The 24,515-nt window shown below is 58.9% G+C and carries 17 protein-coding genes; 4 read left to right on the top strand and 13 right to left on the bottom strand.

The window, feature by feature from the left end; genetic code table 11:
- Positions 1 to 611: 611 nt before the first annotated feature.
- Positions 612 to 7,730: a phosphoinositide-specific phospholipase C-related protein gene (locus P406_RS05055; protein ID WP_082100708.1), complete on the top strand. Its 7,119-nt coding sequence runs from the start codon at positions 612 to 614 to the stop codon at positions 7,728 to 7,730.
- Between the two features lie 2 nt (positions 7,731 to 7,732).
- Here P406_RS05055 and etfB read toward each other — a convergent pair whose 3' ends face one another.
- The 6 genes from etfB to P406_RS05025 all read right to left on the bottom strand — a co-directional run bounded on the left by etfB (position 7,733) and on the right by P406_RS05025 (position 15,525).
- A complete protein-coding gene (gene etfB, locus P406_RS05050; RefSeq protein ID WP_046235519.1) occupies positions 7,733 to 8,530 on the bottom strand; it encodes an electron transfer flavoprotein subunit beta in 798 nt (265 codons plus the stop codon).
- Entirely contained in the window at positions 8,520 to 9,740 is a 1,221-nt protein-coding gene (gene etfA, locus P406_RS05045; RefSeq protein WP_046235518.1) for an electron transfer flavoprotein subunit alpha, read from the bottom strand. Before etfA ends, etfB begins: the two co-directional genes overlap by 11 nt.
- The gene (gene dgcB / locus P406_RS05040) at positions 9,740 to 11,701 is read right to left on the bottom strand and encodes a dimethylglycine demethylation protein DgcB (protein ID WP_046235517.1); all 1,962 of its coding nucleotides are present in this window, start codon (positions 11,699 to 11,701) and stop codon (positions 9,740 to 9,742) included. The genes etfA and dgcB overlap by 1 nt, the downstream gene beginning before the upstream one ends.
- A 155-nt stretch (positions 11,702 to 11,856) precedes the next feature.
- Positions 11,857 to 13,917, bottom strand: a complete 2,061-nt coding sequence (gene dgcA, locus P406_RS05035) for a dimethylglycine demethylation protein DgcA (protein ID WP_046235516.1) — start codon at positions 13,915 to 13,917, stop codon at positions 11,857 to 11,859.
- A gap of 15 nt (positions 13,918 to 13,932) precedes the next feature.
- Complete coding sequence (locus tag P406_RS05030) at positions 13,933 to 14,463, bottom strand: DUF5943 domain-containing protein (RefSeq protein WP_046235515.1); 531 nt, start codon at positions 14,461 to 14,463, stop codon at positions 13,933 to 13,935.
- An 84-nt stretch (positions 14,464 to 14,547) separates the two neighbouring features.
- On the bottom strand, positions 14,548 to 15,525 hold the full coding sequence (locus P406_RS05025) for a dipeptidase (protein WP_003372603.1): 978 nt from the start codon (positions 15,523 to 15,525) through the stop codon (positions 14,548 to 14,550).
- Between the two features lie 228 nt (positions 15,526 to 15,753).
- Here P406_RS05025 and P406_RS05020 point away from each other — a divergent pair, with 228 nt between their 5' ends.
- Together P406_RS05020 and P406_RS05015 are read left to right on the top strand one after the other, a co-directional pair.
- Positions 15,754 to 16,164, top strand: coding sequence for a lysozyme inhibitor LprI family protein (locus P406_RS05020; RefSeq protein WP_003405168.1), 411 nt, complete (start codon positions 15,754 to 15,756; stop codon positions 16,162 to 16,164).
- Positions 16,165 to 16,219: 55 nt separating this feature from the next.
- Complete coding sequence (locus tag P406_RS05015; protein WP_003411995.1) at positions 16,220 to 16,639, top strand: DUF3010 family protein; 420 nt, start codon at positions 16,220 to 16,222, stop codon at positions 16,637 to 16,639.
- A 201-nt stretch (positions 16,640 to 16,840) separates the two neighbouring features.
- Here P406_RS05015 and fba read toward each other — a convergent pair whose 3' ends face one another.
- The 7 genes from fba to tkt form a co-directional block, all read right to left on the bottom strand.
- Positions 16,841 to 17,905, bottom strand: a complete 1,065-nt coding sequence (gene fba / locus P406_RS05010; RefSeq protein ID WP_003316351.1) for a class II fructose-bisphosphate aldolase — start codon at positions 17,903 to 17,905, stop codon at positions 16,841 to 16,843.
- Positions 17,906 to 18,018: 113 nt separating this feature from the next.
- Positions 18,019 to 18,345, bottom strand: coding sequence for an MliC family protein (locus tag P406_RS05005; RefSeq protein ID WP_003320832.1), 327 nt, complete (start codon positions 18,343 to 18,345; stop codon positions 18,019 to 18,021).
- Between the two features lie 52 nt (positions 18,346 to 18,397).
- On the bottom strand, positions 18,398 to 18,595 hold the full coding sequence (locus P406_RS05000) for a hypothetical protein (protein ID WP_003316353.1): 198 nt from the start codon (positions 18,593 to 18,595) through the stop codon (positions 18,398 to 18,400).
- 84 nt (positions 18,596 to 18,679) lie between these two features.
- Positions 18,680 to 18,910 (bottom strand): lipoprotein, encoded by a 231-nt coding sequence (locus P406_RS04995; protein WP_003316354.1) that lies wholly within the window; start codon positions 18,908 to 18,910, stop codon positions 18,680 to 18,682.
- Positions 18,911 to 18,937: 27 nt separating this feature from the next.
- Positions 18,938 to 20,101, bottom strand: a complete 1,164-nt coding sequence (locus P406_RS04990; protein ID WP_046235514.1) for a phosphoglycerate kinase — start codon at positions 20,099 to 20,101, stop codon at positions 18,938 to 18,940.
- 22 nt (positions 20,102 to 20,123) lie between these two features.
- Positions 20,124 to 21,167 carry an erythrose-4-phosphate dehydrogenase gene (epd, locus tag P406_RS04985; protein WP_003411999.1) on the bottom strand — a complete coding sequence of 348 codons (1,044 nt, stop codon included), beginning with the start codon at positions 21,165 to 21,167 and terminating at the stop codon, positions 20,124 to 20,126.
- An 83-nt stretch (positions 21,168 to 21,250) separates the two neighbouring features.
- Positions 21,251 to 23,248 carry a transketolase gene (gene tkt, locus P406_RS04980; protein ID WP_046235513.1) on the bottom strand — a complete coding sequence of 666 codons (1,998 nt, stop codon included), beginning with the start codon at positions 23,246 to 23,248 and terminating at the stop codon, positions 21,251 to 21,253.
- 258 nt (positions 23,249 to 23,506) lie between these two features.
- On the opposite strand from tkt, the gene P406_RS04975 reads away from it, so the two are divergent.
- Entirely contained in the window at positions 23,507 to 24,502 is a 996-nt protein-coding gene (locus P406_RS04975; RefSeq protein ID WP_046235512.1) for an ArsR/SmtB family transcription factor, read from the top strand.
- Positions 24,503 to 24,515: the final 13 nt, after the last annotated feature.

Genomic DNA, 24,515 nt, shown 5'->3' with positions numbered 1-24,515 from the left:
CACAGTCTGTATGTTTTTTAACCAAACCTCTGTAGCGCCTGGTTTCATTGGGCTGCAGGCGAGCACGAACACCTTATCCACAGAAGCGCCAACAGACTTTGGGTACAACTTTGCCCAGATCTGCCATGCCCTGTGGACAATGTCTGAAATGGCTGAAAAAACCTCCCTTTCCAGAAGATTTCACGAGCAACACACCGCCCTGATCATTTTTTGAACAGAAGCTCAAGACCCTCTGAATATAAGGCCTGCAGACAACCACGAACAAGTTGTCCACAGTCACACCAACAGAGATTGTGGGCAAAATGAGTGACTGACAGATAGCGCCTGAATGCTTATCCACAAAAAGCTCAATGGAAATAACCACTTAGATTGATCAATTTTTGATCGCGACGTCACAAGCCACGTCCAACAAGAGCTTCAGCGGTTAACGAACACTTTATCCACAGGCACACGCACAGGGATTGTGTGTAAGTCCGTCCCGGCGAGCTGCCACGTCAACCTATCAGGTTTGCGAGTACCTCGACGCGCGCCATGCGCATAGGCTTTTTTCAGCGCTCTTCGATTAATCAAAGACGCGATTCCGAGCCACTGTGAATGGACGCACCGGTGTCATGAAAAAATATCAAAGGACTGTATTGTCAGTGGCGTTCATCACAGGCCTGCTATTGGCCTGGCTCGCCAGTGCTGCGCCAGACGCCCCCTCTTCCATAGCATCACCCGCGGTGTCAGCTGCGCAGGTGCCGGGCGTCCGCGAGGAAGTGAATGCGGGCACGTTCGAACAACCACGACTGGCCGGAGAACCCGCTTTCGAGGGAGCCGTGTTCTCCGCCCACACGGGCCAGTCCGTCGCGTTCTACATCGCAGCCTTCGACAGCCAGCCTGATCAGCTCGATCCAGCCCTGCCCGACACACCACATTCGACGCAATTCTGGACCTATGCAGGCCAGCATTCAGGTCTGGGCCCCGACCTTAAGCCGTTCGACGAGCCGACCCGCGAGGGCGCGCTGCACCTGGCGATGATTGAAGGCAAAAGCGCCTTGCTGAGCTCGAAAATCAGCGGAGTGCCCGGTCCGCAAACGCCCTATCCGACAACAGCGCAGAGCAACGATTTTTGGGACTTCATCGGATTCTTCGATAAACCCGGCACGCCTCAAGCGATGAAGACCGATCAGGATCTGGTCTGGCCAGGCGTCTTCGTCTATTTCGAACAGAGCAAAACCGTTTATCTTGCGCAGCACACCGGACGCCCAGGCGTCGATGGATGGCCTGCACCCGGCACAGAGCAAGGCGCAGGGTACTGGAAGCTGGCGGGGACCGTGTCAAACATTCCGGCCGCCCTCCCCAAGCCCTGGACCGACATGAGCGTGTCGAAGGGCTCTTATTATCGCAGCCCGCTGAGCCCGCTACGCAGTCACTACTACGCCTCCACATTTATCGGGTTTGCGCCCCTTCTGAATGCAGAACTCCCAGGCGGCCCGCAGAGCAATCAGTACTGGGATTATCGTGGTGTACATGAAGGCTCGTACACAGACCAGAAGGCCTTCGGAGAAAACACGGCACTCGAAAAACTGCATCGAGCCAAAATGCAGGGCAAATGGGTGTCGTTCGCGACCCACTTCTCAGGGGCGGTTGAACAGCCTTACCCGACGTCGCCCACCAATACCACTTATTGGGGCGTGCGCAGCATCACCCAGAATGCCGGAACCTGGTGGGACCCCAGGACTGATCTGGACACCGAAACGTGGGTTGGCGCTATCCATTCAGCCCCGCAGGGCCAGGGAAAAGCGCTGTACCGTGCGCTGAAACCCTGGGCCGCGCCGCCAACCGGCTGGGATTACAGCCAGACCGACGAGTTTCAGTTATTGGGGGTCTCGCTCCATGCAGGAACAGTAGCCGACCCCAAGACCCAACAAGAATTTACCTGGCCCGGCGCAGTGCATGAAACGCTGATCGACCACAACCCGGTCTATTTCGTCTCGCTGGCAGAAGGCTTGCCCTCCGAGCATGACTGGCCGCTGCCAGCCACACCAGAAAGCAACGAGCACTGGTCATATATTCCGGTGATACAACCGCTGGGCACTTTCGAAGCCCCGAGGCACTTCGATGACTACAGCCAGGCAGGTTCGGTCTACGTCGATGGCACTGTTCCGGGCAAGCGCACGTTTTTTGTTTCCAATTACGAGGGCTATCCCGCCAACGATCTCGACAGCTTCTCGACGGTAGGTATCGTCGATCCTTATTGGGTCTACGCAGGCCGGCATGCAGGCACATGGCGTGACTTCAAGCCTTTCGATGACATCACCCGGATCGGCGCACTGCATGAAGCCTCGATCAAGGGTCAGCGTGCAGTGCTGCGCTCACTGTTCGACGGCACGCCCTCTGCAGCGACGCCTTACCCAAATGATCTTGCCAGTAACACCCACTGGGAGTTCGTCACGGTGTTCAAACATGCCGGTACGGCAGACGACTTAAAAAGCCGTGATGAGGCCACATGGCCGGGCGCACTGCACCTGGATGAGAATCAACACTTGATTTTTGCAGCCCGGCAGCAGGCTCAACCGGTCGCAGGCGGGTGGATTTATCCGGTGGGCGAAACAAGTGATGATCAATGGAGCTACGTGTCCTCACTCAACGGCGGCAGCGCCGACACGCCACGCGAACGTAACGACATCAACACCCCCGGCGCAATCTTTGCCGACCAGCTTGGCCTGACCCGTCAAAAACTCTTTCGCACCAGATTTTCCGGATTTGCCCAGGATGTAGGGGCGGTATATCCCTCAGGCGAAGAATCCAACGACTTCTATGAGTACGCCGGAGAACACGCAGGCACTTTCTCGGACCCCAAACCCTTCACCGATCCTACCTGGCCGGATGCGGTACACGTGGCCAGCATCAATGGCCAACGAGCGTTTCTCAAATCGAAGATGACCGGAAAGCCCTCTTCGCAAACACCTTATCCCGAAGAGCTGGCAAGCACAGACTTCTGGGAGTTCATGTTTACCTCTGATCAGGCTGGTACTTACGCCGACCCCAAAACATTGAGCGGCCAGACCTGGGTTGGCGCTATTCACGAGTACAGCTCATCAGGCAGGAGCCAGCTTTACATCGCTCAGCAGTCGGGAAGCCCGATCGCCGACAATTGGCCTCTGCCGACTGCGGGCGACACACAGTATTGGAAAGTGATGGGCCTGGTGCGACACAAAGGCACTTTTGCCGATCCGAAAGACTTCGATGAAATGACCAGCCAGGGGCTGATTCACGCCACGACCATTGAAGGCCAACACGTCTATTACCGCGCCCTCGCACGCGGCGTACCCCAGGCCAATGACTGGAATTACCCCGCGCCCGGGACTGACAACGAGTACTGGGAGTCTCTGGGCGCGAACGTTCCAGAAGGCACCTGGGCCGATCCGAAAGGCTCCTCCGGCTTTACCTCGCCCGGAAGAATTCATGCGGTGCAAGCCAGAGACCGTACGCTGTACCTGCTTTCCAAAGTCGATGGACTGCTTGCCGAAAACAACTGGCCGATTCCGCAAGACGGAGACAATGATTACTGGACGGTGGTCGGGGAATCCAGGCATTCGGGCGAGATTATCGATCCGAAGGATCAGCAGGAAGTGACCTGGACCGGCGCCATCCACATGAGGCAAGACGGAAACACCAGACGCTATTACAGCTCGAAAATTGTGGGCAACCTGGCAGTCATCGGCGCCGAACACCCCCTGCCTGTGACGGAAACCGACAATGCCTGGTGGACCTTCATAGGCCGGACTGCCCATGAAGGCACACAGAGCGACCCGGTACAGTCGGGTGAGGTGATCAGACCTGGAGACACCGTCAAGGTTATCCGCACAGCAGACGAATATTATCAAGCTCGTTTTGCCGGGATTTTCAACGCTGAACGCGCACTGCCTGACTCGCAGCAAGACAATGAAGACTGGTCGTATATCGGCAAAAGTGAGTTTGCAGGCACCTTGCAATCGCCCAAGGATGCTTACGAAATCACCTGGCCTGGCGCGATTCACCGCTTTGAAGTCGATGGAAAGGCTTACTTCGCAAGATCTCTCATTGACGGCGCGCCCGGCCAGGAAGGGTGGCACTACCCGACACCGCCTGACAGTAACGGGCAATGGTCTTATCTGGACATGGGCATTCACGCCGGCAGCTGGCTCGATCCGAAACCTGAATCCGATGCAACCTGGCCAGGCGCACTGCATGTGGTGAAGCGCCCCACCGGCATTGGCGAAAGCTTTACGCGATCGTTCTACAGATCGAAAATCTGGGGGCATGTCATGGATGATGAAGAGGGCTACGGGAACGAAAACAACTTCGAACACGTTGGCTACTCGATTTATCAAGGCACGCTGAACAGTCCCAAGTATTTCGACCAGCCCACCTGGGCGGGCGCCATCCATCAGGACCGGGAAACGAAGTTTCTGTTCGAGGCCAAAAAATCCGGCGAAATGGGTGTAGAGGTAGGCGAGCGGCCAATGACGCCGACGGATAACGAGTCCTGGCACTTCGTGGGCATCAGCAAGCACTTAGGCCTCCTGAGCGATCCCAAAGAGTGGGACGAATATACCTGGCCCGGCCGGCTGCACCGCTATGAGCATGGTGGCAAAACACTCTATTTCCGTGCACAGATGACAGGGACACCCTCAGACCATGGCTGGTACTACCCGACAGATGAAAGCAGCACCGAGCAGTGGGCCTATTACGGCACGACGTCGCATGCAGGCACTTTTGCCGAACCTCATGGACCTGATGAAGTCACCTGGAGGGGAGCGATTCATCGCGTAGAAAAAGACGGTATACGCTTCTATTTCAAAGCGAGGTTCGCCGGAATACCCAACCAGCAGAACTGGACCTACCCCACAGACGCCACGAGCAATGCCTATTACCTTTACGCAGCAACCGAAAGACACGCCGGTACTATCAGCGATCCCAAGGATGAGAAGGAGCCCGTCATACCGGGCGACTATGTAAAAACAACCCGAGTGGACGGTGATCATTATTTCATCGCGAAAAACAGCGGTGTTCCCTCTTTAAACCAATGGCCATTCCCCGCCAACCGAGGAGACACCGAAAACTGGATTTTCTATGGCATTTCGAGAAACGCGGGCACACTCAATGACCCCAAGGAATGGGACGAAGTCAGCTGGCGCGGTGCCGTTCATGTGCGTGAAGTCAGCGGGATGCGTTTATTGTTTAGCGTGAACTCCGACAAGGAAGGCATTCCAGAACAGGATAAATGGACTTCGCCACCCAGTGAGCCCCTCGATGCAGACGAAGAAAAGAAGCCTCCGGCTCCCGTCGAAAAGTCACCCGCCTGGAAATTTCTTCAGGTGACGCATCTCAACGGAACCAGCAGCGAGCCCAAAGGGATATCTGACTGGACGCAGGCCGGACTCTTACATGAGAAAGACATCGATTATCAGCCGATGCTGTTCAGGTCGAAATTTACAGGAAAAAAAGACTACCCCAAGAATCAGCCCGTAAAAGGCGACCCTGTTGCAGACGAGAGTTCTACATGGTGGGAGTTCTTCCGCAAGGGACGGGGAACGTTCGACGTACCCAATACCTGGAACGATTACGCCTACGCGGATGATATCTACAGTTACGACTACAACGGCGAACGGTTGTTATTCCGCGCTGAAAAAGAAGGTCGCCCAGCCGACTATGGCCGGTACTTTCCAACCTCGGAATACAGCACGGCAGACTGGACATACCTCTACAAAAATGAGGGTAGCCCTGCCCATCCCAAAACGTGGAATGAGTTTACCCGCGTGGGGGAGGTTCATCGCTACGATCAAAATGGCCAAACGTGGTTCTTCAAGGCCTTGCAGGAAGGCAGTCCTGCACGGCACAACTGGTACTACCCTGTTGGTGAGACGAATAACGGTTTCTGGACCTATGCCGGGCATCATGCAGGGACATGGCAGGATCCGAAGGAATGGGACGAGCCTACTTACCCAGGCGCTATTCACGCTCTGAATAACATTACCTTTTACCGTTCGAAATTTTCCGGCAACGCGGCCGCGCATTTCTGGTATTACCCAACCTCCGGAACAGAAAACGCCTACTGGGTCATTGTCAACAAGGATGCCTATGCAGCACCGGGCATCAATGACTTTACCAAGACATTCGATAAATACACATGGGCTACGGGGCACAATGCTTATCTGAACGACCTTACCCCGCAACTGGAGCGCGGTATGAGAGGGTTCATGCTGGATATCCACAGGGATTATGCTGGCAGAATTCGAGTATGCCACGCTGTATTCTCCGATAGGTGTTCGTCAAGTAACCCGTTGCTAAGCGACTTACTCAAAGAGTTTTTAGCCTATTTGAAGAAAGACCGAAACGCCGTCATTTCCCTGCTGTTCGAATCGACATTGACCTCAGACGAGCTGCGCCCGGTGCTGGAACGAGTCCCTGAAATAGCCGACTACAGTCATGTGTCCGATCACGTCAGTTGGCCAACGCTCCAGGAAATGATCAGCACGAATAAGCGCCTCGTCATGTTTTCGCAGGGAGAAGTGGCCAAGGTATATCTACTGAACGGCAAGAAGGCCGAGGTTCTTTGGGCCCCGAACACGCATGTCGAGAACACCTTTGACCTGGGCAACACAGCAGCGAGCCATAACTGGCAGTGCGTGAGCCGCTTCGGTTCGATGGCCCTTTCGCTACGTACGGTTGACGGGAAATTACCGCGGACCTATGTCCTCAATCAATTCCATTCCTTTGGCAGTAGCGCGGCTCATGCAGGGGACATGGATAACAACCTGACGCTGTTGCAGCGCCGGGTGGAGCACTATTGCGGCGAACCGACCGGTTGGCGCAACCCCAACTATCTCGCCGTTGATTTCAACCAGGTGGGCGACACGCGCCCCTATGCTGCAGCGCTGTCTCAAGGCGGTCTTTATTTCTACGAACGCAACTATGCCGATCGTGGAGGGGACACCTCCTGCGTATTGCCGGCTAATCAGAGCGGCGGCAACAGCGGCGTTCAATATGACATAAGGCTGCCATCGAACGGGTGTGAAAAGGATGAGGTCAGGTCCATGGAACTGGAGGGCGTCCGCGCAGGCACGCGTATCGAACTGTACGACAACCCCAACGGTGACCGGCAGGATGACTTCACGATCATAGACGTCAAACAATCGGTCCCCATGGGCAAAAGGGTGCGAATCGATTCATTCGAGGGCACGACCGATACGTTCTATTACCGTAAGCTCGCCTCTCGCAATAACGGGCTCGACGGTAAGGTGTCACGCATAAAAGTGCTTAACAAGCCAGACGATAACGACATCAGTGACGCAAGCATTGTGTTCTACGAAGCCAATGGGGCAACACAGAATATTGTCTGCACGGTCCCCTTCAACATCGACAGGCAATTCAAGATGGGCAGTGGCAATAACAGCTATGGCTGCGACAACGATGAAATACGCTCGGCGAAAATACTCAAGGCCGGCAAGGGATCGGTATTCTCGGTGACTGGCAGTCCAGAAGGTGGTTTTAGCGAAGGCCGTACAGGCGTAACGTTCAAACGAGCCATTTTGTTACCCATCACGATTTCGAGTTTCAACCGCAGCTACGAAAACGCGGATGTCAAAGTTGAAGTCAGCAACGGCGGTGGGCTGGACGGGAAAATTTCCTATGCCTACTTCCGGCCCGCCTCCCAACAGAAAGGCGAACCGCCCGTCGAAGAGGCCAGCACAGGACCCTAGCCTTACTTGACGACGCCCTCATCGATCAACAGCTTCAGAATCGCGGCTGCGCCCTCTTCAGGGCGCAGCCCCTTAAGCACCTGGCCCCCGCCGCCACTGGCCTTGGCAGTGGCGGCTTTCATGCGATCAGCGCCGCTCTTGGCCTTGATCACTTTCAGGCGTTTGGGCCGCGGCCTGGCTGGCTGCAGCGCTTGGGCGGTCAATAACTCATCCGCAACGACCTGAACCATTTCGGTGTCCAGCGTGCCACGCTGTGCAGGCCCGAACGCGCTCTGCCGGGGTTTGGGAGCTGCGTTATCCACAGTGGCCAGAAACGGCAGACGAACCTTCAGCCGACGACGCTGACCGCGAGGCAGAGCCTGCAACACCAGCGCGGTGCCGTTGTTCAGCGATTCGACTTCAGCCAGACCGGTCACCAGTGGCCAGCCCAGCCTCTCGGCCAGCAGAAAGGGCAGCATGCCCGACCCTTCACCGGTTTCAGCCTGACTGCCGGCCAACACCACCTGTGCGGCAGAATCGCGGAGGTAGTCAGTCAACGCAATCAGCGCATCGGCGCCCTCGGGTTGCTCCAGCACATGCAGCTCGTTGAGCCCCATCCCAAGGTAAGCGCGCAGCGCCGGTTCTTCGGCATTGCCGGCGTGCAGCACCTGCAAGTTATCCCCAGCCAGTTGCAGGCCAAGCTCGACGGCCCGCGCATCCTGTTCGGCACGGCGCGCACGACCTGATGTCGGGTGCGCGCCGATGGACACCAGACTGATGATCTGTACCGCATGCTTATCCACAGACACTTCAGGCTGCATCGCGTTTACCTCCGCTGCGCCAGGCTTCGACTGCGGCGATCAGCGCCGTGAGCACTTCGGCGCTCTCGCCGATAACCGATAGATCAGCGCGCTTGACCATGTCGCACCCCGCATCCAGATTGATCGCAATGACCTTGTCACAGGCGCCGATGCCCTGCAGATGCTGGATGGCCCCGGAAATACCGACAGCAACATACACCCTTGCGGTCACCCAGGTGCCACTCGCGCCGACCTGCCGCTCGCGGCCCATGAAACCATCGTCCACCGCCACCCGCGACGCCCCTTCGGTGGCCCCGAGTGCCGAAGCGGCCTGATGAAACAGGTCCCAGTCCCTGACGCCATTGCCGCCAGACAGAATGAATTCGGCTTCAGCCATGGGGATAACCCGGGGATCGACGGCTACCGCCCCCAGGTCTTCGATACGCGGCAGGCTGCGCGCCACGCCTGTGGACAACTCGACCGGCAATACCTCGTGACGAGTTTCGCTGACCGGTTCGGCGCACTCCACAGCAGCGAGAATCAGGCGCGCCAGAGGCCGGACCAGGTCTTCGCGGCCAGCGCCTGCCCGACTTATGCACAGCTGGTCCTTGACCTGCCAGACCCGCGTTGCAGGTCGCTCGCCGATGCTGGCGGCAAAACGTCTACCCAGTTCGCCACCGCCGCTGCGGCTGTCCGGCAACAGCCAGTGGCGCGGGTTGAACTGGTTATCCACAGCCCGCAAACCCTGCACGCGCTGTTCCGGTGAGTAACCGTCGAACTCGGCACCGTCGATAAGCAACAGCCGATCCACGCCCGCGGTGTCGAATGCAGCTTCCTTGTGTTCGCCGAACACCACCGCCAGCACGGCACCGTCGGCCCCCGCCAACTGACGCGCCAGCCCCAGCAAGTCACGGTCGTGGCTGCTCAGGCGGCCGCCGACCATATCGGGCACCACCGTGATATAGAACGCTGGCTCGGCTACGGTATGAAGCGGCAGCTGCACGTCGGCAGCAACCGAACGCTTGACCGCGCCGCCCTGCTGAGCGCCGCTGCGGTCAATACGCTTGATACCGTTGGGGCCGATAAACCCCTGACCATGCACGTTTTTGCGCATCAGGCCATTCGGCCCCATCCAGCTGCTCTGCGCAGGCTGCATGGCCGCGTGCAACGGATGCAGTCGATTGCGGGCGATCCACTCGGCGCGTGGATCACGGCGGATAATGTCGCTCATCAGAGCACCTCCGCAGGTTCGCGTTTGGCAGACGCTGGCGTGTTGGGGATAACGTCCTCAATCAGCGCATCGGCCACCAGTTCGGCAATGTCCTTGATCATGGGTCGCGGTTCGACAACGCCTTCGAGCATGGCCGTGCACTGTGGACAACCTACCGCGACCACTTCGGCAGCCGTTTCACGGATGTCGTCCATACGCATGTCAGGAATCCGCTGCCTGCCGGGAATGTCAGTGATCGGCGCGCCACCTCCGCCGCCGCAGCAGCGGGACCGGAAGCCCGAGCGCTGCATTTCCCTGATCTCGATCCCCAGCGCACGCAGCACTTCACGCGGCGCCTCGTATTCGCCGTTGTAACGGCCCAGGTAACACGGATCGTGATAGGTCACGCTGGCGCCTTTGTGCTGGCCCAGCGTCAGGGCGCCGTTGCGTACCAGCTCGGCCATGAAGGTGCTGTGATGCTGCACCGGGTAGTCACCGCCAAAAGCGCCATATTCGTTTTTCAGCACATGAAAGCTGTGCGGGTCGCAGGTCACGATGCGTTGGAAACTGTACTGGGACAGGGTCTGAATGTTGCGTCGGGCGAGCGTCTGGAAGGTTGCTTCATCACCCAAACGTCGCGCCACGTCGCCGCTGTCGCGTTCTTCGAGGCCCAGCACGGCGAAATCCACACCGGCCGCCTTGAGGACTTTGACGAACGCGCGCAGGGTACGCTGGTTACGCATATCGAACGCGCCATCACCCACCCAGAACAGCACATCCACGGTTTTTTTCTCGCTGAGCAGCGTCAGGTTCAGATCCGCCGCCCAGTTCATTCGTCCGCCCGGCGCAAACCCGCCGGGGTTGTCGGTGGCGATCAGGTTGTCCAGCACTTCGGCGCCCTTGTTCGGCGTAGCGCCCTTTTCGAGGGTCAGGTGGCGGCGCATATCGACGATGGCATCGACGTGCTCGATCATCATCGGGCACTCTTCGACGCAGGCCCGGCATGTGGTGCAGGACCACAGCGTGTCGGCATCCACCAGCCCGTTGACGATGGGCTGATGCGGATTACCGCCATGCTCGCCCAGCGGCTTGCCTTTGCCGTCCAGCGACGGATACGGACTGCCCGCAAATTTTGCGTCAGTGCCACCGGCAAGGCCGACCACCATGTCCTGAATCAGCTTTTTGGGGTTGAGTGGCTGGCCTGCCGCAAACGCCGGGCAGGCCGCTTCGCACTTGCCGCACTGCACGCAGGCGTCGAAGCCCAGCAGTTGATTCCAGGTGAAGTCCTGAGGTTTCTCCACGCCCAGCGGCGCGGTTCGATCGTTCAGGTCCAGCGGTTTCAGGCCCGTGGAACGTCCGCCACCAAAACGCTCGGCCCGGCGATGCCAGGCCAGGTGCAGCGCCCCGGCGAAGGCATGCTTCATCGGCCCGCCCCAGGTCATGCCGAAAAACAGTTCGCTCACACCCCACAGCACGCCCAGCCCGAGAACGACCACCAGCACCCAGCCGCCGAAGTGCTCGGGAAGAATGCCCGCCACCGGCAGGGTGACCAGAAAAAAGCTCGCGGAAAACGCCATGAGGCTTTTCGGCAGGCGCATCCACGGCCCTTTCGACAGACGCGCAGGCGGGTTGAGACGACGAAGATAGACAAACACCGCACCGACAAACATCACCGCCGTCATCAACAGCAGCGCATAGCCAAGCAGGCGATTATGCAGACCGAAACCGTGCACCAGAATCGCCAGCACAATCGAGGCCACCGCGCCGCCCGCGGTGGCCACGTGGGTGTTGGCGATGTATTTGTCACGCGCGACCACATGATGCAGATCGACCATGTAACGCTTGGGCATGGCCAGCAGCCCACCCAGCCAATCGACTTTCGAGGACCGGCCGTTGCGCCACAGGGTTACCCGCCGCCAGGCGCCCAGCGCCGCAAGGGCCAGGGCGCTGAACAGCAGGATCGGAAGAAGGGTGTCTAGCATCTGAAGCTCCAGGTACCAAGCGGTCTTGCAGTCCGGGTGACGCTTCGCTGATTCGCAAAATTGTGGATCAGACAACCCGTATGTCGACTGATCCATCGCATTCGCGAACGAGTTCGCTCCCACGGCCTGCGGCCAGAATCAAAGACCGGCGAGCCTTAAAAGTCCTTGCACAGCCGCAAGCCGTCATAGATCGCCGCGTGGGTATTACGCTGCGCCACGCAATCGCCGATACGAAACAGCAGGTAACCGTCACCCGGCTGGCTCAACGATGGCTGTGGCTGAATGGCGAACAGCGCGTCGATGTCGATCTGGCCCTTGTTGCGCGAACCCTCCTTGAGCGCGTAATAGATCGCTTCGTCCGGACGCACACCGTTTTCCACCACCACCTGATCGACAACCCGCTCTTCCTTGGCCCCGGTGTATTCGTTCTCCAGCACCGCCACCAGCTTGTCGCCCTCGCGATAGACCTTTTCCAGCATCATGTCGCCAGTCATGATCACTTCCTTGGGGTACATGCTGCGGTAGTAGGTCGGGAACGAGGTTCCGCCAATCGCCACGCCCGGCTTGATGTCATCGGTGACGATTTCGACCTGACAGCCCTTGTCGGCCAGGAAGTCGGCCACCGACATGCCGGTGAACTCGCAAATGGTGTCGTAGACCAGCACGTTCTTGCCCGGCGTCACCTTGCCGTCCAGCACATCCCAACTGCTGACCACCAGACCTTCAGCGGCCCCCCAGTGTTCGTTCTGCTCCAGAAACGGATGACCGCCGACCGCCAGCACCACGATGTCCGGGCGCAGGTCGAGAATGGTTGCCGCATCCGCGGCGGTCCCCAGACGCAGGTCGACTTTCAGGCGCGCCAGTTCCAGCTGGAACCAGCGCGTGATGCCGGCGATCTGGTCGCGTTGCGGTGCCTTCGATGCGGTGGTGATCTGCCCGCCGATGAAGTCCTTCTTCTCGAACAGGGTCACGTCATGGCCGCGTTCGGCAGAGACGCGTGCAGCTTCCATCCCGGCAGGACCGGCCCCGACCACCACGACCTTGCGCCTGGGTCCGGTGGATTTCTCGATGATGTGCGGCACGCCCATGTATTCGCGGGACGTCGCGGCGTTCTGGATGCACAGCACATCCAGCCCTTGATACTGGCGATCGATGCAGTAGTTGGCGCCGACGCACTGTTTGATCTGATCGATCTGGCCCATCTTGATCTTGGCGATCAGGTGCGGGTCGGCAATGTGCGCGCGGGTCATGCCGACCATGTCGACGTAGCCGCCTTCCAGAATTCGCGTTGCCTGGTTCGGGTCCTTGATGTTCTGCGCGTGCAGCACCGGGGCCTTGACCACTTCCTTGATCCCGGCCGCCAGGTGCAGGAACGGCTCCGGTGGATAACTCATGTTCGGAATGACGTTGGCCAGGGTGTTGTGGGTGTCACAGCCCGAGCCCACCACGCCGATGAAGTCGATCATGCCGGTGTCGTCGTAATACTTGGCGATCTGCTTCATGTCCTCGTGGCTGAGGCCATCGGGATGAAACTCGTCGCCGCAGAGACGCAGCCCCACACAGAAGTCGGGGCCGACTTCCTGGCGCACCGCCTTGATCACTTCCAGACCGAAGCGCATGCGGTTCTCGAAACTGCCGCCCCACTCGTCGGTACGCTTGTTGACCCGCGGGCTCCAGAACTGGTCGATCATGTGCTGATGCACCGCCGACAACTCGACGCCGTCCAGGCCACCGGCCTTGGCACGCGCCGCAGCGCTGGCGTAATTGCCGATCACCCGCCAGATTTCTTCGGGCTCGATGGTTTTGCAGGTTGCCCGGTGTACCGGCTCACGGATGCCCGACGGCGACAGCAGGGTCGGCCAGTGATCGCCATCCCAGCGCGAGCGACGGCCCATGTGGGTAATCTGGATCATGATCTTGGCGCCATGCTTGTGCATGGCGTCGGCGAGGTTCTGGAAGTGCGGGATGATCCTGTCGGTTGCCAGGTTGACCGACTTCCACCAGCTTTGCGGGCTGTCGATGGCCACGCTTGAAGAGCCGCCACAAATGGCCAGACCGATGCCGCCCTTGGCTTTCTCCTCGTAGTACTTCACGTAACGATCCGTGGTCATGCCGCCATCGGTGGCGTAGACCTCGGCGTGCGCAGTGCTCAGCACGCGATTGCGGATGGTGAGTTTGCCGATCTGGATCGGCTGGAACATCGCTTCGAAAGCCATAACCCGATCCTCGATTTACAGCGGCTTGACGACGAACAGACCGTCGTCATGACCTTCTTCGGAACCACCGTAAACCTGCTCGGCAACCGTGCGCACAGCGCTGCCGCTGGCTGCGAGGATCTGGTCCATGGCCCCGGCGAACCAGCCGGTGAACATGTAATCGACCTTGCGCCCGACCTTGCCGTAGACGTACACGAAACAGGAGTGCTCCAGCTTCACACTGGCAGTGCCTTTCTCGACGTCGATGTCCTGGATCTTGAACAGGCCCCAGCCACGCTGCGACAGGCGCTTCATGTAGTGCTCGAACACCGCAACGCCTTCCAGGCCATGGCATTCGGCTTCCTTTTCGCACCAGTGCCAGGCGGATTTGTAACCCGCCTTGTAGAGGATGTCGGCGTACGCATCGGCGCCCAGCACTTCTTCGATGCCCATGTGGTTATTGACGAAAAAGTGCCGGGGCACGTAGAGCATCGGCAACGCATCGGAGGTCCAGACGCCGGTTTCGCTGTCGACTTCGATGGGCAGTTGCGGGGCGATTTTAGCCATGGCGGTCAAACTCCAGATGATTCGGGCTACACCCACCGCTCGAAGGGCCGTGGGGGTTCAATTCGATAAGGTATGGCGGGCGGGTTACTCGCCCCAGACGTCGGCCAGAACGTTGACCCAGTTCTCGCCCATGATCTTGCGCACCACGCGTTCGGAGTGACCGCGCTTGAGCAACGTTTCAGTCAGATTGGGAAACTCCCCCACGGTGCGGATGCCCAGCGGGTTGATGATCTTGCCGAAGTTGGTCAGGCGGCGGGCGTAACCCTTGTCGTGGGTCAGGTACTCGAAAAATTCCTGGCCGTGACCCTGGGTGAAGTCAGTACCAATGCCGATGGCGTCTTCGCCGACGATGTTCATCACGTATTCGATGGCTTCGGCGTAATCGTCGATGGTCGACTCGATGCCCTTGGCCAGGAACGGCGCGAACATGGTCACGCCGACAAAACCGCCATGATCGGCGATGAACTTCAGTTCGGCGTCGGACTTGTTGCGCGGGTGTTCCTTGAGGCCGGACGGCAGGCAGTGGGAATAGCAAACCGGCTTTTTCGATTCGAGAATGACTTCTTCCGAGGTTTTAGAGCCGACGTGGGACAGGTCGCACATCACCCCGACGCGGTTCATTTCAGCGACGATCTCACGACCGAAACCCGATAGCCCGCCATCGCGCTCGTAGCAGCCCGTGCCCACCAGATTCTGGGTGTTGTAGCACATCTGCACGATGCCGACGCCGAGCTTCTTGAAGATCTCGACGTAGCCGATCTGGTCTTCATAGGCGTGCGCGTTCTGGAAGCCGAACAGGATGCCGGTCTTGCCCAGCTCCTTGGCCTTGCGGATGTCGGCGGTGGTATGCACGGGCATGACCAGGTCGCTGTTTTCGCGCATCAGTTTCTGGCTGGTGCAGATGCTGTTGATGGTCGCCTGAAAGCCCTCCCACACCGACACGGTGCAGTTGGCCATGGTCAGGCCGCCCTTGCGCATGTCTTCAAACAGCTCGCGGTTCCATTTGGCGATGATCAGCCCGTCAATAACGATGCTGTCGGCGTGCAATTCGGCTGGGCTCATCAGGCTGTCCCCTTTTTTGATTCCGGTGCGCCGAATCGGCTGTCGGCGCTAATGGGGTCAGCATATGCCGGAGGGTCAGGGGAACCGGGTGCAAAAACGACAGGGGGTTTGCCGAAAGCGTCAAGATGCGACAAAGGGGGACGGCGAGTCGTCGTGCGATGTCGTAAACCTGTTCAATGTCTCGCGCTTGAGACAGAATCGAGCCTATCAATGGATCGGAGCGACTCGATGAAAACGTTTTTGCTGACCCTGGCCCTTATGACGACGGCTGTGACAGGCGTACACGCCGCTCAGAATCCGGACGCGTCGCCCTGCGACGGTGTCGAGGACGACAAGCAGACCCTGGAATGCTCGGCCTACAGCCGCACCACTGCCGAACAGTTGCTCAAGGAGAACTTCGACAACCTGCTCAAGCGCGTTCAGTCGCAGTTCGTTGCCAACAAGACGCAATTCAACGACTTTACCAGCAAACTCAAGACTGCCCAGCAAGCCTGGGAGAAGCTGCGTGACGCCGACTGCGCGGTTGAGGTCTTTCCTTCTGCAGCAGGCAGCAAGGCCTTCACCATCAGCGAAAACGACTGCATTGCGCGCATGAGTGACGAGCGTTCGGAGTATCTGGAGTCGATAGCTCAGGAATAACGTCTACGATGAGATAACCTGCCTCTTTATATGAACGAGCTCATCAGGTTTTCTCATGATTATTTGCGGTGTAGAAATCAAAGGCAGCGAAGCCATCTTCGCCCTCGCCACTCGACGTAATGGCGACATCGAGCACCTGCCGCTCGCCACGAAGAAGCTTGCACTGGAGGACGATGACGAGGCCGCCAACGTCAAAGCCTTCTCCACGCAACTTGCCGGTTTCGTGCGTGAAAACGGCATCAGCCATGTGGTTATCAAGAAGCGCAGCAAGAAAGGCGAATTCGCTGGCGGCCCGACCACTTTCAAGATCGAAACCATCTTTCAACTTATGTCCGATTGCAACGTGGTGCTGATCTCACCGCAGACCGTCAATGCGCAGAACAAGAAACACACCTTCGCCCTGCCCGACACCCTGAACAAGTATCAGCACGAAGCGTACAAGGCGGCGTGTGCGGGAGTGATGAAGAGCGTTTAAGCCTTTCGAGAGAGGACGCAGAGCGTCCAGAACGGCATGCGACGCAGAGCGTCGCACGATAGAGGGGATTATCGTTCCTCACGCTCCAGCGTGGGAATGCAGTTCGTGACGCTCCGCGTCACATTCATTCGCCGCGCAGTTACTTTTGAACCGACATAAAAAAACCCGCATTTCTGCGGGTTTTTTCAATGCTCAGTCAACTCAGTTGACCTTGGCATCCAGTTCGCCGCGCGCGTAGCGCTCGAACATGGCGTCCAGGGAGATCGGCTTGATCTTCGAGGCGTTGCCAGCGGTGCCGAATGCTTCGTAACGGGCGATACAGACGTCACGCATGGCCGAGACAGTCTTGGCCAGGTACTTGCGCGGGTCGAACTCGCTAGGGTTTTTGGCCATGAATTCGCGGATGGCACCGGTCGACGCCAGACGCAGGTCGGTGTCGATGTTGACCTTGCGCACGCCGTGCTTGATGCCTTCAACGATTTCTTCGACCGGCACACCATAGGTTTCTTTGATGTCGCCGCCGAACTCGTTGATGATCTTCAGCCATTCCTGTGGAACGGACGAAGAACCATGCATCACCAGGTGAGTGTTGGGGATGCGCTTGTGGATCTCTTTGATACGCTCGATCGCCAGGATGTCGCCGGTAGGCGGCTTGGTGAACTTGTAAGCGCCGTGGCTGGTGCCGATGGCGATGGCCAGGGCATCGACCTGAGTGCGCTTGACGAAGTCGGCGGCTTCTTCCGGGTCGGTCAGCATCTGGCTGTGATCCAGAACACCTTCCGCACCAACGCCGTCTTCTTCACCGGCCATGCCGGTTTCCAGCGAACCCAGCACGCCCAGCTCGCCTTCCACCGAAACGCCGCAGGCGTGAGCGAAGGACACCACGCGACGGGTAACGTCGACGTTGTAGTCGTAATCGGCCGGGGACTTGCCGTCTTCACGCAGCGAGCCGTCCATCATGACCGAGCTGAAACCCAGCTGGATGGAGCGCTGGCAGATGTCAGGGCTGGTGCCGTGGTCCTGGTGCATGACCACCGGGATGTGCGGAAACTCTTCGATCGCGGCGAGGATCAGGTGACGCAGAAACGGCGCACCGGCGTATTTGCGGGCACCGGCAGAAGCCTGGACGATCACCGGGGAGTCGGTCTTGTCGGCCGCTTCCATAATGGCGCGCATCTGTTCCAGGTTGTTTACGTTGAAGGCTGGAACGCCGTAGCCGAATTCGGCTGCGTGGTCCAACATCTGGCGCATGCTGATAAGTGCCATTGTCTGTGTCTCTCCCGGTAGGGTCGTTAGTCGAGCAAGCCTGCCGTAGTGGCGGCTGCCATTCAAGTTATAAGCTCAGCCGCGAGGCCGTGCGTGTGTGCCCGAGATCCGACTTATCTGGCCTTGCAGCCGCGACCGATCAGATCGTTGGTAGCGTCCCAGTAGATCAGGCCCTCGCTACCCTTGTTGACGAATGCCAACACATTGTTGCTGTACAGCGTACCGCTGGCAGCGCCGGGTTCGGCCTTGAGCCTGAACACCTGATCGCTCTGATTCAGACGCACGTCGACTTCCTTCTTGGCCGAGTCGATGTAGCGCCAGTTGACCTCTGCATTGCTGTCGCATACCCAGCGATTCCAGGGGTCATTCTGCTGCGGTGAACTCATGCTCGAACAACCGCCAAGCACTGCCAAAACCCCGAGGGCAATCACGCCTTTCATTACGTCTCCTGACTGCCCTGCGAAACGCGGCACGTGCCGGTCGTTTCAACTGTCAGGGGCAGTTCTGTTCCTGATTTCGGTCATCGGCCGGCTCACCGGTGACATGTGCCTCGACCCGTTGACTGTTTTCAGTCGTCGGCACATTCACGGCGGCCGGGCTGAATATCTGACAGGTCTTGGCACGCGAGCCAGAACCGGTACAACCAGCCAGTACAATGCAGCTCATCAGAGCCAGGGCAGCGATCTTCATGGCGAAACTCCTTTCGCGGAAAAATATCCACCCTTTAAAGACCGCTGAAGCCCGTCAATGTTGCCAACGGGTTTCAGACCTGGCTCACAGACAGCCCACATTGCCGGTCCGCGGCATGAATTCATAACGATCCCACACCTCCGGACCGCCGCGTTTGTAGACCACCGGCACCGTTTCTGCCTGCCAGCCCGCCTGATAGCAGCTTAGCTGGAGCGGTTGGGTCGGGGAGTCGCTCTCCACCTCTTCAGCCGCAGGCTTGCCCGCGCAACCGGCCAACAAACCTGCGATGAGAAACCACGGTAACGCCCTGACCATTGACCACTCCTTGTCCAAAGCTTTCACTCAAGCCTTGGCGCGTTGTTCGAGCATTTCCACCGCTGGCAGAACCTTGCCTTCCACAAACTCGAGGAACGCACCGCCACCGGTCGAAATATAGGAAATCTGTTGCGCAACACCGTACTTGTCGATGGCTGCCAGCGTGTCGCCGCCGCCCGCGATGGAGAACGCCGGGCTTTCAGCGATGGCCTTGGCCAGCGTCTTGGTGCCTTCACCGAACTGATCGAACTCGAACACGCCGACCGGACCGTTCCACAGGATAGTCCCTGAAGATTTCAGTAATTCGGCGAAATGCGCAGCAGTTTGCGGGCCAATATCAAGAATCATGTCGTCATCGGCGACGTCGGCGATCAGCTTGACGGTAGCGGCAGCGCTCTCGGCGAACTCCTTGGCAACCACCACGTCAGTCGGCAACGGTACGCTGACTTTGGCGGCGATGGCGCGCGCAGTGTCGAGCAGATCAGGTTCGTACAGCGATTTACCGACCTTGTGACCGGCCGCAGCCAGGAAGGTGTTGGCAATGCCGCCGCCGACGATCAACTGATTGCAGATGCCGCTCAGGCTGTTGAGCACGTCCAGCTTGGTGGAAACCTTGGAGCCGGCAACGATGGCGGTCATCGGCTGGGCCGGAGCGCCCAGGGCCTTGCCCAGCGCTTCGAGCTCGGCAGCCAGCAACGGACCTGCAGCGGCCACCTTGGCGAATTTGGCCACGCCGTGAGTAGAACCCTCGGCACGGTGCGCGGTGCCAAAGGCATCCATCACGAACACGTCGCACAGCGCTGCGTATTGCTGCGCCAGCTCGTCGGCGTTCTTTTTCTCGCCCTTGTTGAAGCGAACGTTCTCGAACAGGACGACATCACCGGCCTTCACGTCGACGCCATTCAGGTAATCGGCAACCAGCGGAACGTCACGACCCAGCGCCTTGCTCAGGTAGTCAGCAACCGGCTTGAGGCTGTTCTCGGCAGAAAACTCACCTTCTGTCGGGCGGCCAAGGTGCGAGCAGACCATGACGGCCGCGCCCTTCTCCAACGCCAGCCTGATGGTCGGCAGCGAAGCGAGGATACGTGCATCACTGCTGACCACGCCGTCCTTTACCGGGACGTTGAGGTCTTCGCGGATCAGTACACGTTTACCTTGCAGATCGAGGTCGGTCATCTTCAAGACGGTCATGAGCATTCCTGTTTTTTTACTGTTATTGGTCAGCGACGCGCAGAAAGTGATCGGCGACGTCGAGCATTCGATTGGCAAAGCCCCACTCGTTGTCGAACCAGGCCAGCAGATTCACCAGCCGGGGTCCGGAAACGCGGGTCTGACTCGCATCGACAATGGCCGAATGCGGGTCATGGTTGAAATCGCAACTGGCGTGCGGCAATTCAGTGTAGGCCAGCAGCCCCTTGAGCGGGCCGCTGGTGGCGGCCTCACGCAGGATACGGTTGATCTCCACGGCATCGGTGTCTCGCGACATCTGCAAGGTAATGTCCAGACAGGACACATTCACCGTCGGCACGCGAACAGCTTTGGCCTGAATTCGGCCGGCAAGTTCCGGAAGCAGCCGTTCGATTCCTCGCGCCAGACCGGTGGACACCGGAATGATCGACTGGAAGGCCGAGCGGGTACGGCGCAGATCCTCGTGATGATAAGCGTCGATCACCGGTTGATCGTTCATCGCCGAGTGGATGGTGGTAATGGTCATGTATTCCAGGCCGATCGCCTGATCCAGCAAGCGCAGCAGCGGCACACTGCAGTTGGTGGTGCACGACGCGGCCGAGACCAGCAGCTCGCGGCCAGTCAGCTTGTGCTGGTTGATGCCGAACACCACGGTGGCATCGACATCCCGTTCGCTGGCCATCGGCTGGGAAAACAGCACCCGCGGCGCACCGGCCTCCAGAAAACGCTGGCCGTCTTCGCGAGTGTTGTAGACGCCAGAGCACTCGAGCACCAGATCGACTTCCAGACCGGCCCAGTCGATGCCTTCCGGCGTCGCACTGCGCAGCACCTTGATCCGGTGGTCATTGATGTGCAGGTATTGCCCTTCGACCCGCACTTCGCCGGGAAACCGGCCGTGTGTGGAGTCAAAGCGCGTGAGGTATTCGAGACTGGCCATGTCAGCCAGATCATTGATGGCAACTACTTCAAACCCGGCCTTGGCCCCTCGCTCGCACAGCGCGCGAACGACACAACGACCAATACGGCCGTAGCCGTTCAGAGCAACTTTGTAAGGGCGGGGCTGGGGCATGAAATTTTCGCCAGGGAATAACAATCATGTGGGAGCGAAGCGTCGCCCGGTCCGCTCCCACAACATCAACATCACATAGCTGATCAGTCTTCCAGCAACTCTTCAGCAGTGCTCAGGACGTTTTCCAGCGTGAACCCGAACTCTTCGAACAGCGCTGGCGCAGGCGCCGACTCGCCGAAGGTGGTCATGCCGATCACGCGTCCTTCCAGGCCGACGTATTTGTACCAGTAGTCGGCATGAGCCGCTTCGATCGCAATACGCGCGCTGACCTGCAACGGCAGCACTGCCTGCTTGTACGCAGCATCCTGAGCTTCGAAAATGCTGGTGCATGGCATGGACACCACGCGCACATTGCGCCCCTGTTCGGTCAGCTTGTCGTAAGCCTGCACAGCCAGACCGACTTCCGAACCGGTTGCGATCAGGATCAGCTCAGGCTCGGCCGCGCAATCACGCAGCACGTAGCCGCCACGCGCGATGTAGGACAGTTGCTTCTCGTCGCGTGCCTGGTGAGTCAGGTTCTGACGGGAGAAGATCAGTGCCGACGGGCCATCGTCACGCTCGATAGCGTGTTTCCAGGCCACGGCCGATTCCACCGCATCCGCAGGACGCCAGGTGTCCAGGTTCGGCGTGGTACGCAGGCTGGTCAATTGCTCGATCGGCTGGTGAGTCGGGCCGTCTTCGCCCAGACCGATGGAGTCGTGGGTGAATACGTAGATCACGCGCTTCTTCATCAACGAGGCCATACGCACCGCGTTGCGCGCATATTCCATGAAGATCAGGAAGGTTGCGCCGTAAGGCACGAAGCCGCCGTGCAGGGCGATGCCATTCATCATGGCGCCCATGCCGAACTCGCGAACACCGTAATGCAGGTAGTTGCCGTTAGGGTCTTCGCCGGTGATGCTCTTGCAGCCTTTCCAGATGGTCAGGTTGGACCCGGCCAGGTCAGCCGAACCGCCGAGAATTTCCGGCAGCAACGGGCCCAGTGCGCTCAGCGCGTTCTGGCTGGCCTTGCGGCTGGCGATGGTTTCGCCCTTGGCGTTGACTTCGGCGACATAAGCCGCTGATTTTTCAGCGAAATCAGCAGGCAATTGCCCACTCATACGACGAATGAAATCGTTGGCCAGCTCCGGGAAAGCGGCGGAATAGGCAGCAAAACGCTGATCCCACTCGGCTTCGGCAGCCAGGCCTTTTTCCTTCCCGTTCCACTCGGCATAGATATCAGCCGGGATTTCAAAAGGACCGTAGTTCCACTTCAGTGCAGCACGGGTTAGGGCGATTTCGTCAGCACCCAGCGGCGCACCGTGGGACTCTTCCTTGCCCTGCTTGTTCGGCGAACCGAAACCGATGGTGGTCTTGCAGCAGATCAGCGTTGGCTGATCGCTCTTGCGAGCGGTTTCGATGGCCGTCTTGATTTCTTCAGGGTCATGACCGTCGACATTGCGGATCACCAACCAGCCGTAGGACTCGAAACGCTTCGGCGTATCGTCGGTGAACCAGCCTTCCACTTCACCATCGATGGAGATGCCGTTGTCATCGTAGAACGCGATCAGCTTGTTCAGCTGCAACGTACCGGCCAGCGAGGCCGCTTCGTGGGAAATACCTTCCATCATGCAGCCATCGCCCATGAACACGTAGGTATGGTGATCGACGATGGAGTGGCCTGGACGGTTGAACTGCGCGGCAAGCGTTTTCTCGGCAGCAGCGAAACCGACGGCGTTGGCAAAGCCCTGACCCAGCGGACCGGTGGTGGTCTCGACGCCAGGCGTGTAACCGTATTCCGGGTGGCCGGGAGTACGGCTGTGCAATTGACGGAAGTTTTTCAGGTCGTCGATGGACAGGTCGTAGCCGGTCAGGTGCAGCAGCGAATAGACCAGCATCGAGCCGTGGCCGTTGGACATGATGAAACGGTCACGGTCGGCGAACGAAGGGTTTGCCGGGTTGTGTTTCATATAATCGCGCCAAAGAACCTCGGCGATATCCGCCATGCCCATGGGGGCACCCGGATGGCCGCTGTTGGCTTTTTGCACGGCATCCATGCTGAGGGCACGAATAGCGTTGGCACGCTCACGACGGCTTGGCATCGCTGATCTCCTGGGAATTAAGAAATAGGATTGAGAAAAAGAAGGCTATTTTCCCTCACGGACAGGCCGGGGGCAATCACAGATAGACGACCATAGGCTTTTTTCCGGGGTTGCGGACATTATTTGCCACGCAAAGACTGGATCACCCGTCTGCACGACAAGTTCACAACGCCTGACCGGCGCCATCCATCCAGCAATATCAAAACTTTTTGATATTGCCCTTGCGACACTCTGGATCGCTCTCTAGACTGCGCAGCTATGAACCTGCGTGTACCTGCCATTCGCCACGATGCATGCGACGACCTCTCTGCATTGTGCAAGGCCGGCGGCGATCCCTTGCGGCTGAACGTGCTGCGTGTGCTGACCAACGACTCGTTCGGCGTACTGGAACTGGCGCAGATTTTCGCCATCGGCCAGTCCGGCATGAGCCACCACCTCAAGGTGCTGGCGCAGGCTGATCTGGTCGCGACACGGCGTGAAGGCAACGCGATTTTCTACCGGCGCGCCCTGCCCCACACCGACTTGCCGGGTGGCAGGCTGCATGCGGCGCTCCTCGATGAAGCGGATACGCTGGACTTGCCGGACGACGTACAAAGCCGTATTGGCCTGGTGCATCGGCAACGGGCATTGGCCAGCCAGGATTTTTTCGCCCGTACCGCAGAAAAGTTTCGTGCCCAGCAGGACCTGATCGCCGGTTTGGCGCAGTACAGCGAAAGCCTGCTGACCTTGCTCGACAAACTGAGCTTCGGTGCGCAGGCAACCGCTCTGGAAGTAGGCCCCGGTGACGGCGGCTTCCTCCCTGAGCTGGCGCGACGCTTCGCTCAGGTCATCGCGATGGACAACAGCCCGGTCATGCTCGACCTGGCGCGTGGCGTCTGCGAGCGCAAGGCACTGGCTAACGTTGAGCTGAGGCTGGCCGATGCACTGACCGACGCTAAAGTCAGCGCCGATTGCGTCGTCCTCAACATGGTGCTGCATCATTTCGCGGTGCCGGCCGAAGCCTTGAGGCAACTGGCCGAACATGTAAAACCCGGCGGTAGCCTGCTGGTAACAGAATTGTGTAGTCATGACCAGAGTTGGGCCAGGGAGGCCTGTGGCGATCTCTGGTTAGGTTTCGAGCAGGAAGACCTGGCCCGTTGGGCCATCGCTGCGGGGCTAGTTCCCGGGGAAAGCCTCTATGTAGGCTTACGTAATGGTTTCCAGATCCAGGTTCGCCATTTTCAGCGACCGGCTGGCGACACTCACCATCGGTAAAATGAAGGAAACC

The sequence above is a fragment of the Pseudomonas syringae pv. coryli str. NCPPB 4273 genome, from assembly GCF_000972175.1.
Lineage (GTDB): Bacteria > Pseudomonadota > Gammaproteobacteria > Pseudomonadales > Pseudomonadaceae > Aquipseudomonas > Aquipseudomonas syringae.
Note: the sequence above shows the minus strand (reverse complement) of the source record. Positions and strands in the feature narration are given on the sequence as shown.

Excerpts from the sequence above, each read along its gene's own strand:
- epd (WP_003411999.1), bottom strand. The coding sequence starts at position 21,167 with ATGCCCCAGCCCCGCCCTTACAAAGTTGCTCTGAACGGCTACGGCCGT.
- dgcA (WP_046235516.1), bottom strand. The coding sequence starts at position 13,917 with ATGGCTTTCGAAGCGATGTTCCAGCCGATCCAGATCGGCAAACTCACC.
- fba (WP_003316351.1), bottom strand. The coding sequence starts at position 17,905 with ATGGCACTTATCAGCATGCGCCAGATGTTGGACCACGCAGCCGAATTC.
- P406_RS05015 (WP_003411995.1), top strand. The coding sequence starts at position 16,220 with ATGATTATTTGCGGTGTAGAAATCAAAGGCAGCGAAGCCATCTTCGCC.
- etfA (WP_046235518.1), bottom strand. The coding sequence starts at position 9,740 with ATGAGCGACATTATCCGCCGTGATCCACGCGCCGAGTGGATCGCCCGC.
- etfB (WP_046235519.1), bottom strand. The coding sequence starts at position 8,530 with ATGCAGCCTGAAGTGTCTGTGGATAAGCATGCGGTACAGATCATCAGT.
- P406_RS05030 (WP_046235515.1), bottom strand. The coding sequence starts at position 14,463 with ATGGCTAAAATCGCCCCGCAACTGCCCATCGAAGTCGACAGCGAAACC.
- P406_RS05020 (WP_003405168.1), top strand. The coding sequence starts at position 15,754 with ATGAAAACGTTTTTGCTGACCCTGGCCCTTATGACGACGGCTGTGACA.
- P406_RS05005 (WP_003320832.1), bottom strand. The coding sequence starts at position 18,345 with ATGAAAGGCGTGATTGCCCTCGGGGTTTTGGCAGTGCTTGGCGGTTGT.
- P406_RS05055 (WP_082100708.1), top strand. The coding sequence starts at position 612 with ATGAAAAAATATCAAAGGACTGTATTGTCAGTGGCGTTCATCACAGGC.
- P406_RS05025 (WP_003372603.1), bottom strand. The coding sequence starts at position 15,525 with ATGAGCCCAGCCGAATTGCACGCCGACAGCATCGTTATTGACGGGCTG.
- tkt (WP_046235513.1), bottom strand. The coding sequence starts at position 23,248 with ATGCCAAGCCGTCGTGAGCGTGCCAACGCTATTCGTGCCCTCAGCATG.
- dgcB (WP_046235517.1), bottom strand. The coding sequence starts at position 11,701 with ATGCTAGACACCCTTCTTCCGATCCTGCTGTTCAGCGCCCTGGCCCTT.
- P406_RS04995 (WP_003316354.1), bottom strand. The coding sequence starts at position 18,910 with ATGGTCAGGGCGTTACCGTGGTTTCTCATCGCAGGTTTGTTGGCCGGT.
- P406_RS04990 (WP_046235514.1), bottom strand. The coding sequence starts at position 20,101 with ATGACCGTCTTGAAGATGACCGACCTCGATCTGCAAGGTAAACGTGTA.
- P406_RS05000 (WP_003316353.1), bottom strand. The coding sequence starts at position 18,595 with ATGAAGATCGCTGCCCTGGCTCTGATGAGCTGCATTGTACTGGCTGGT.
- P406_RS04975 (WP_046235512.1), top strand. The coding sequence starts at position 23,507 with ATGAACCTGCGTGTACCTGCCATTCGCCACGATGCATGCGACGACCTC.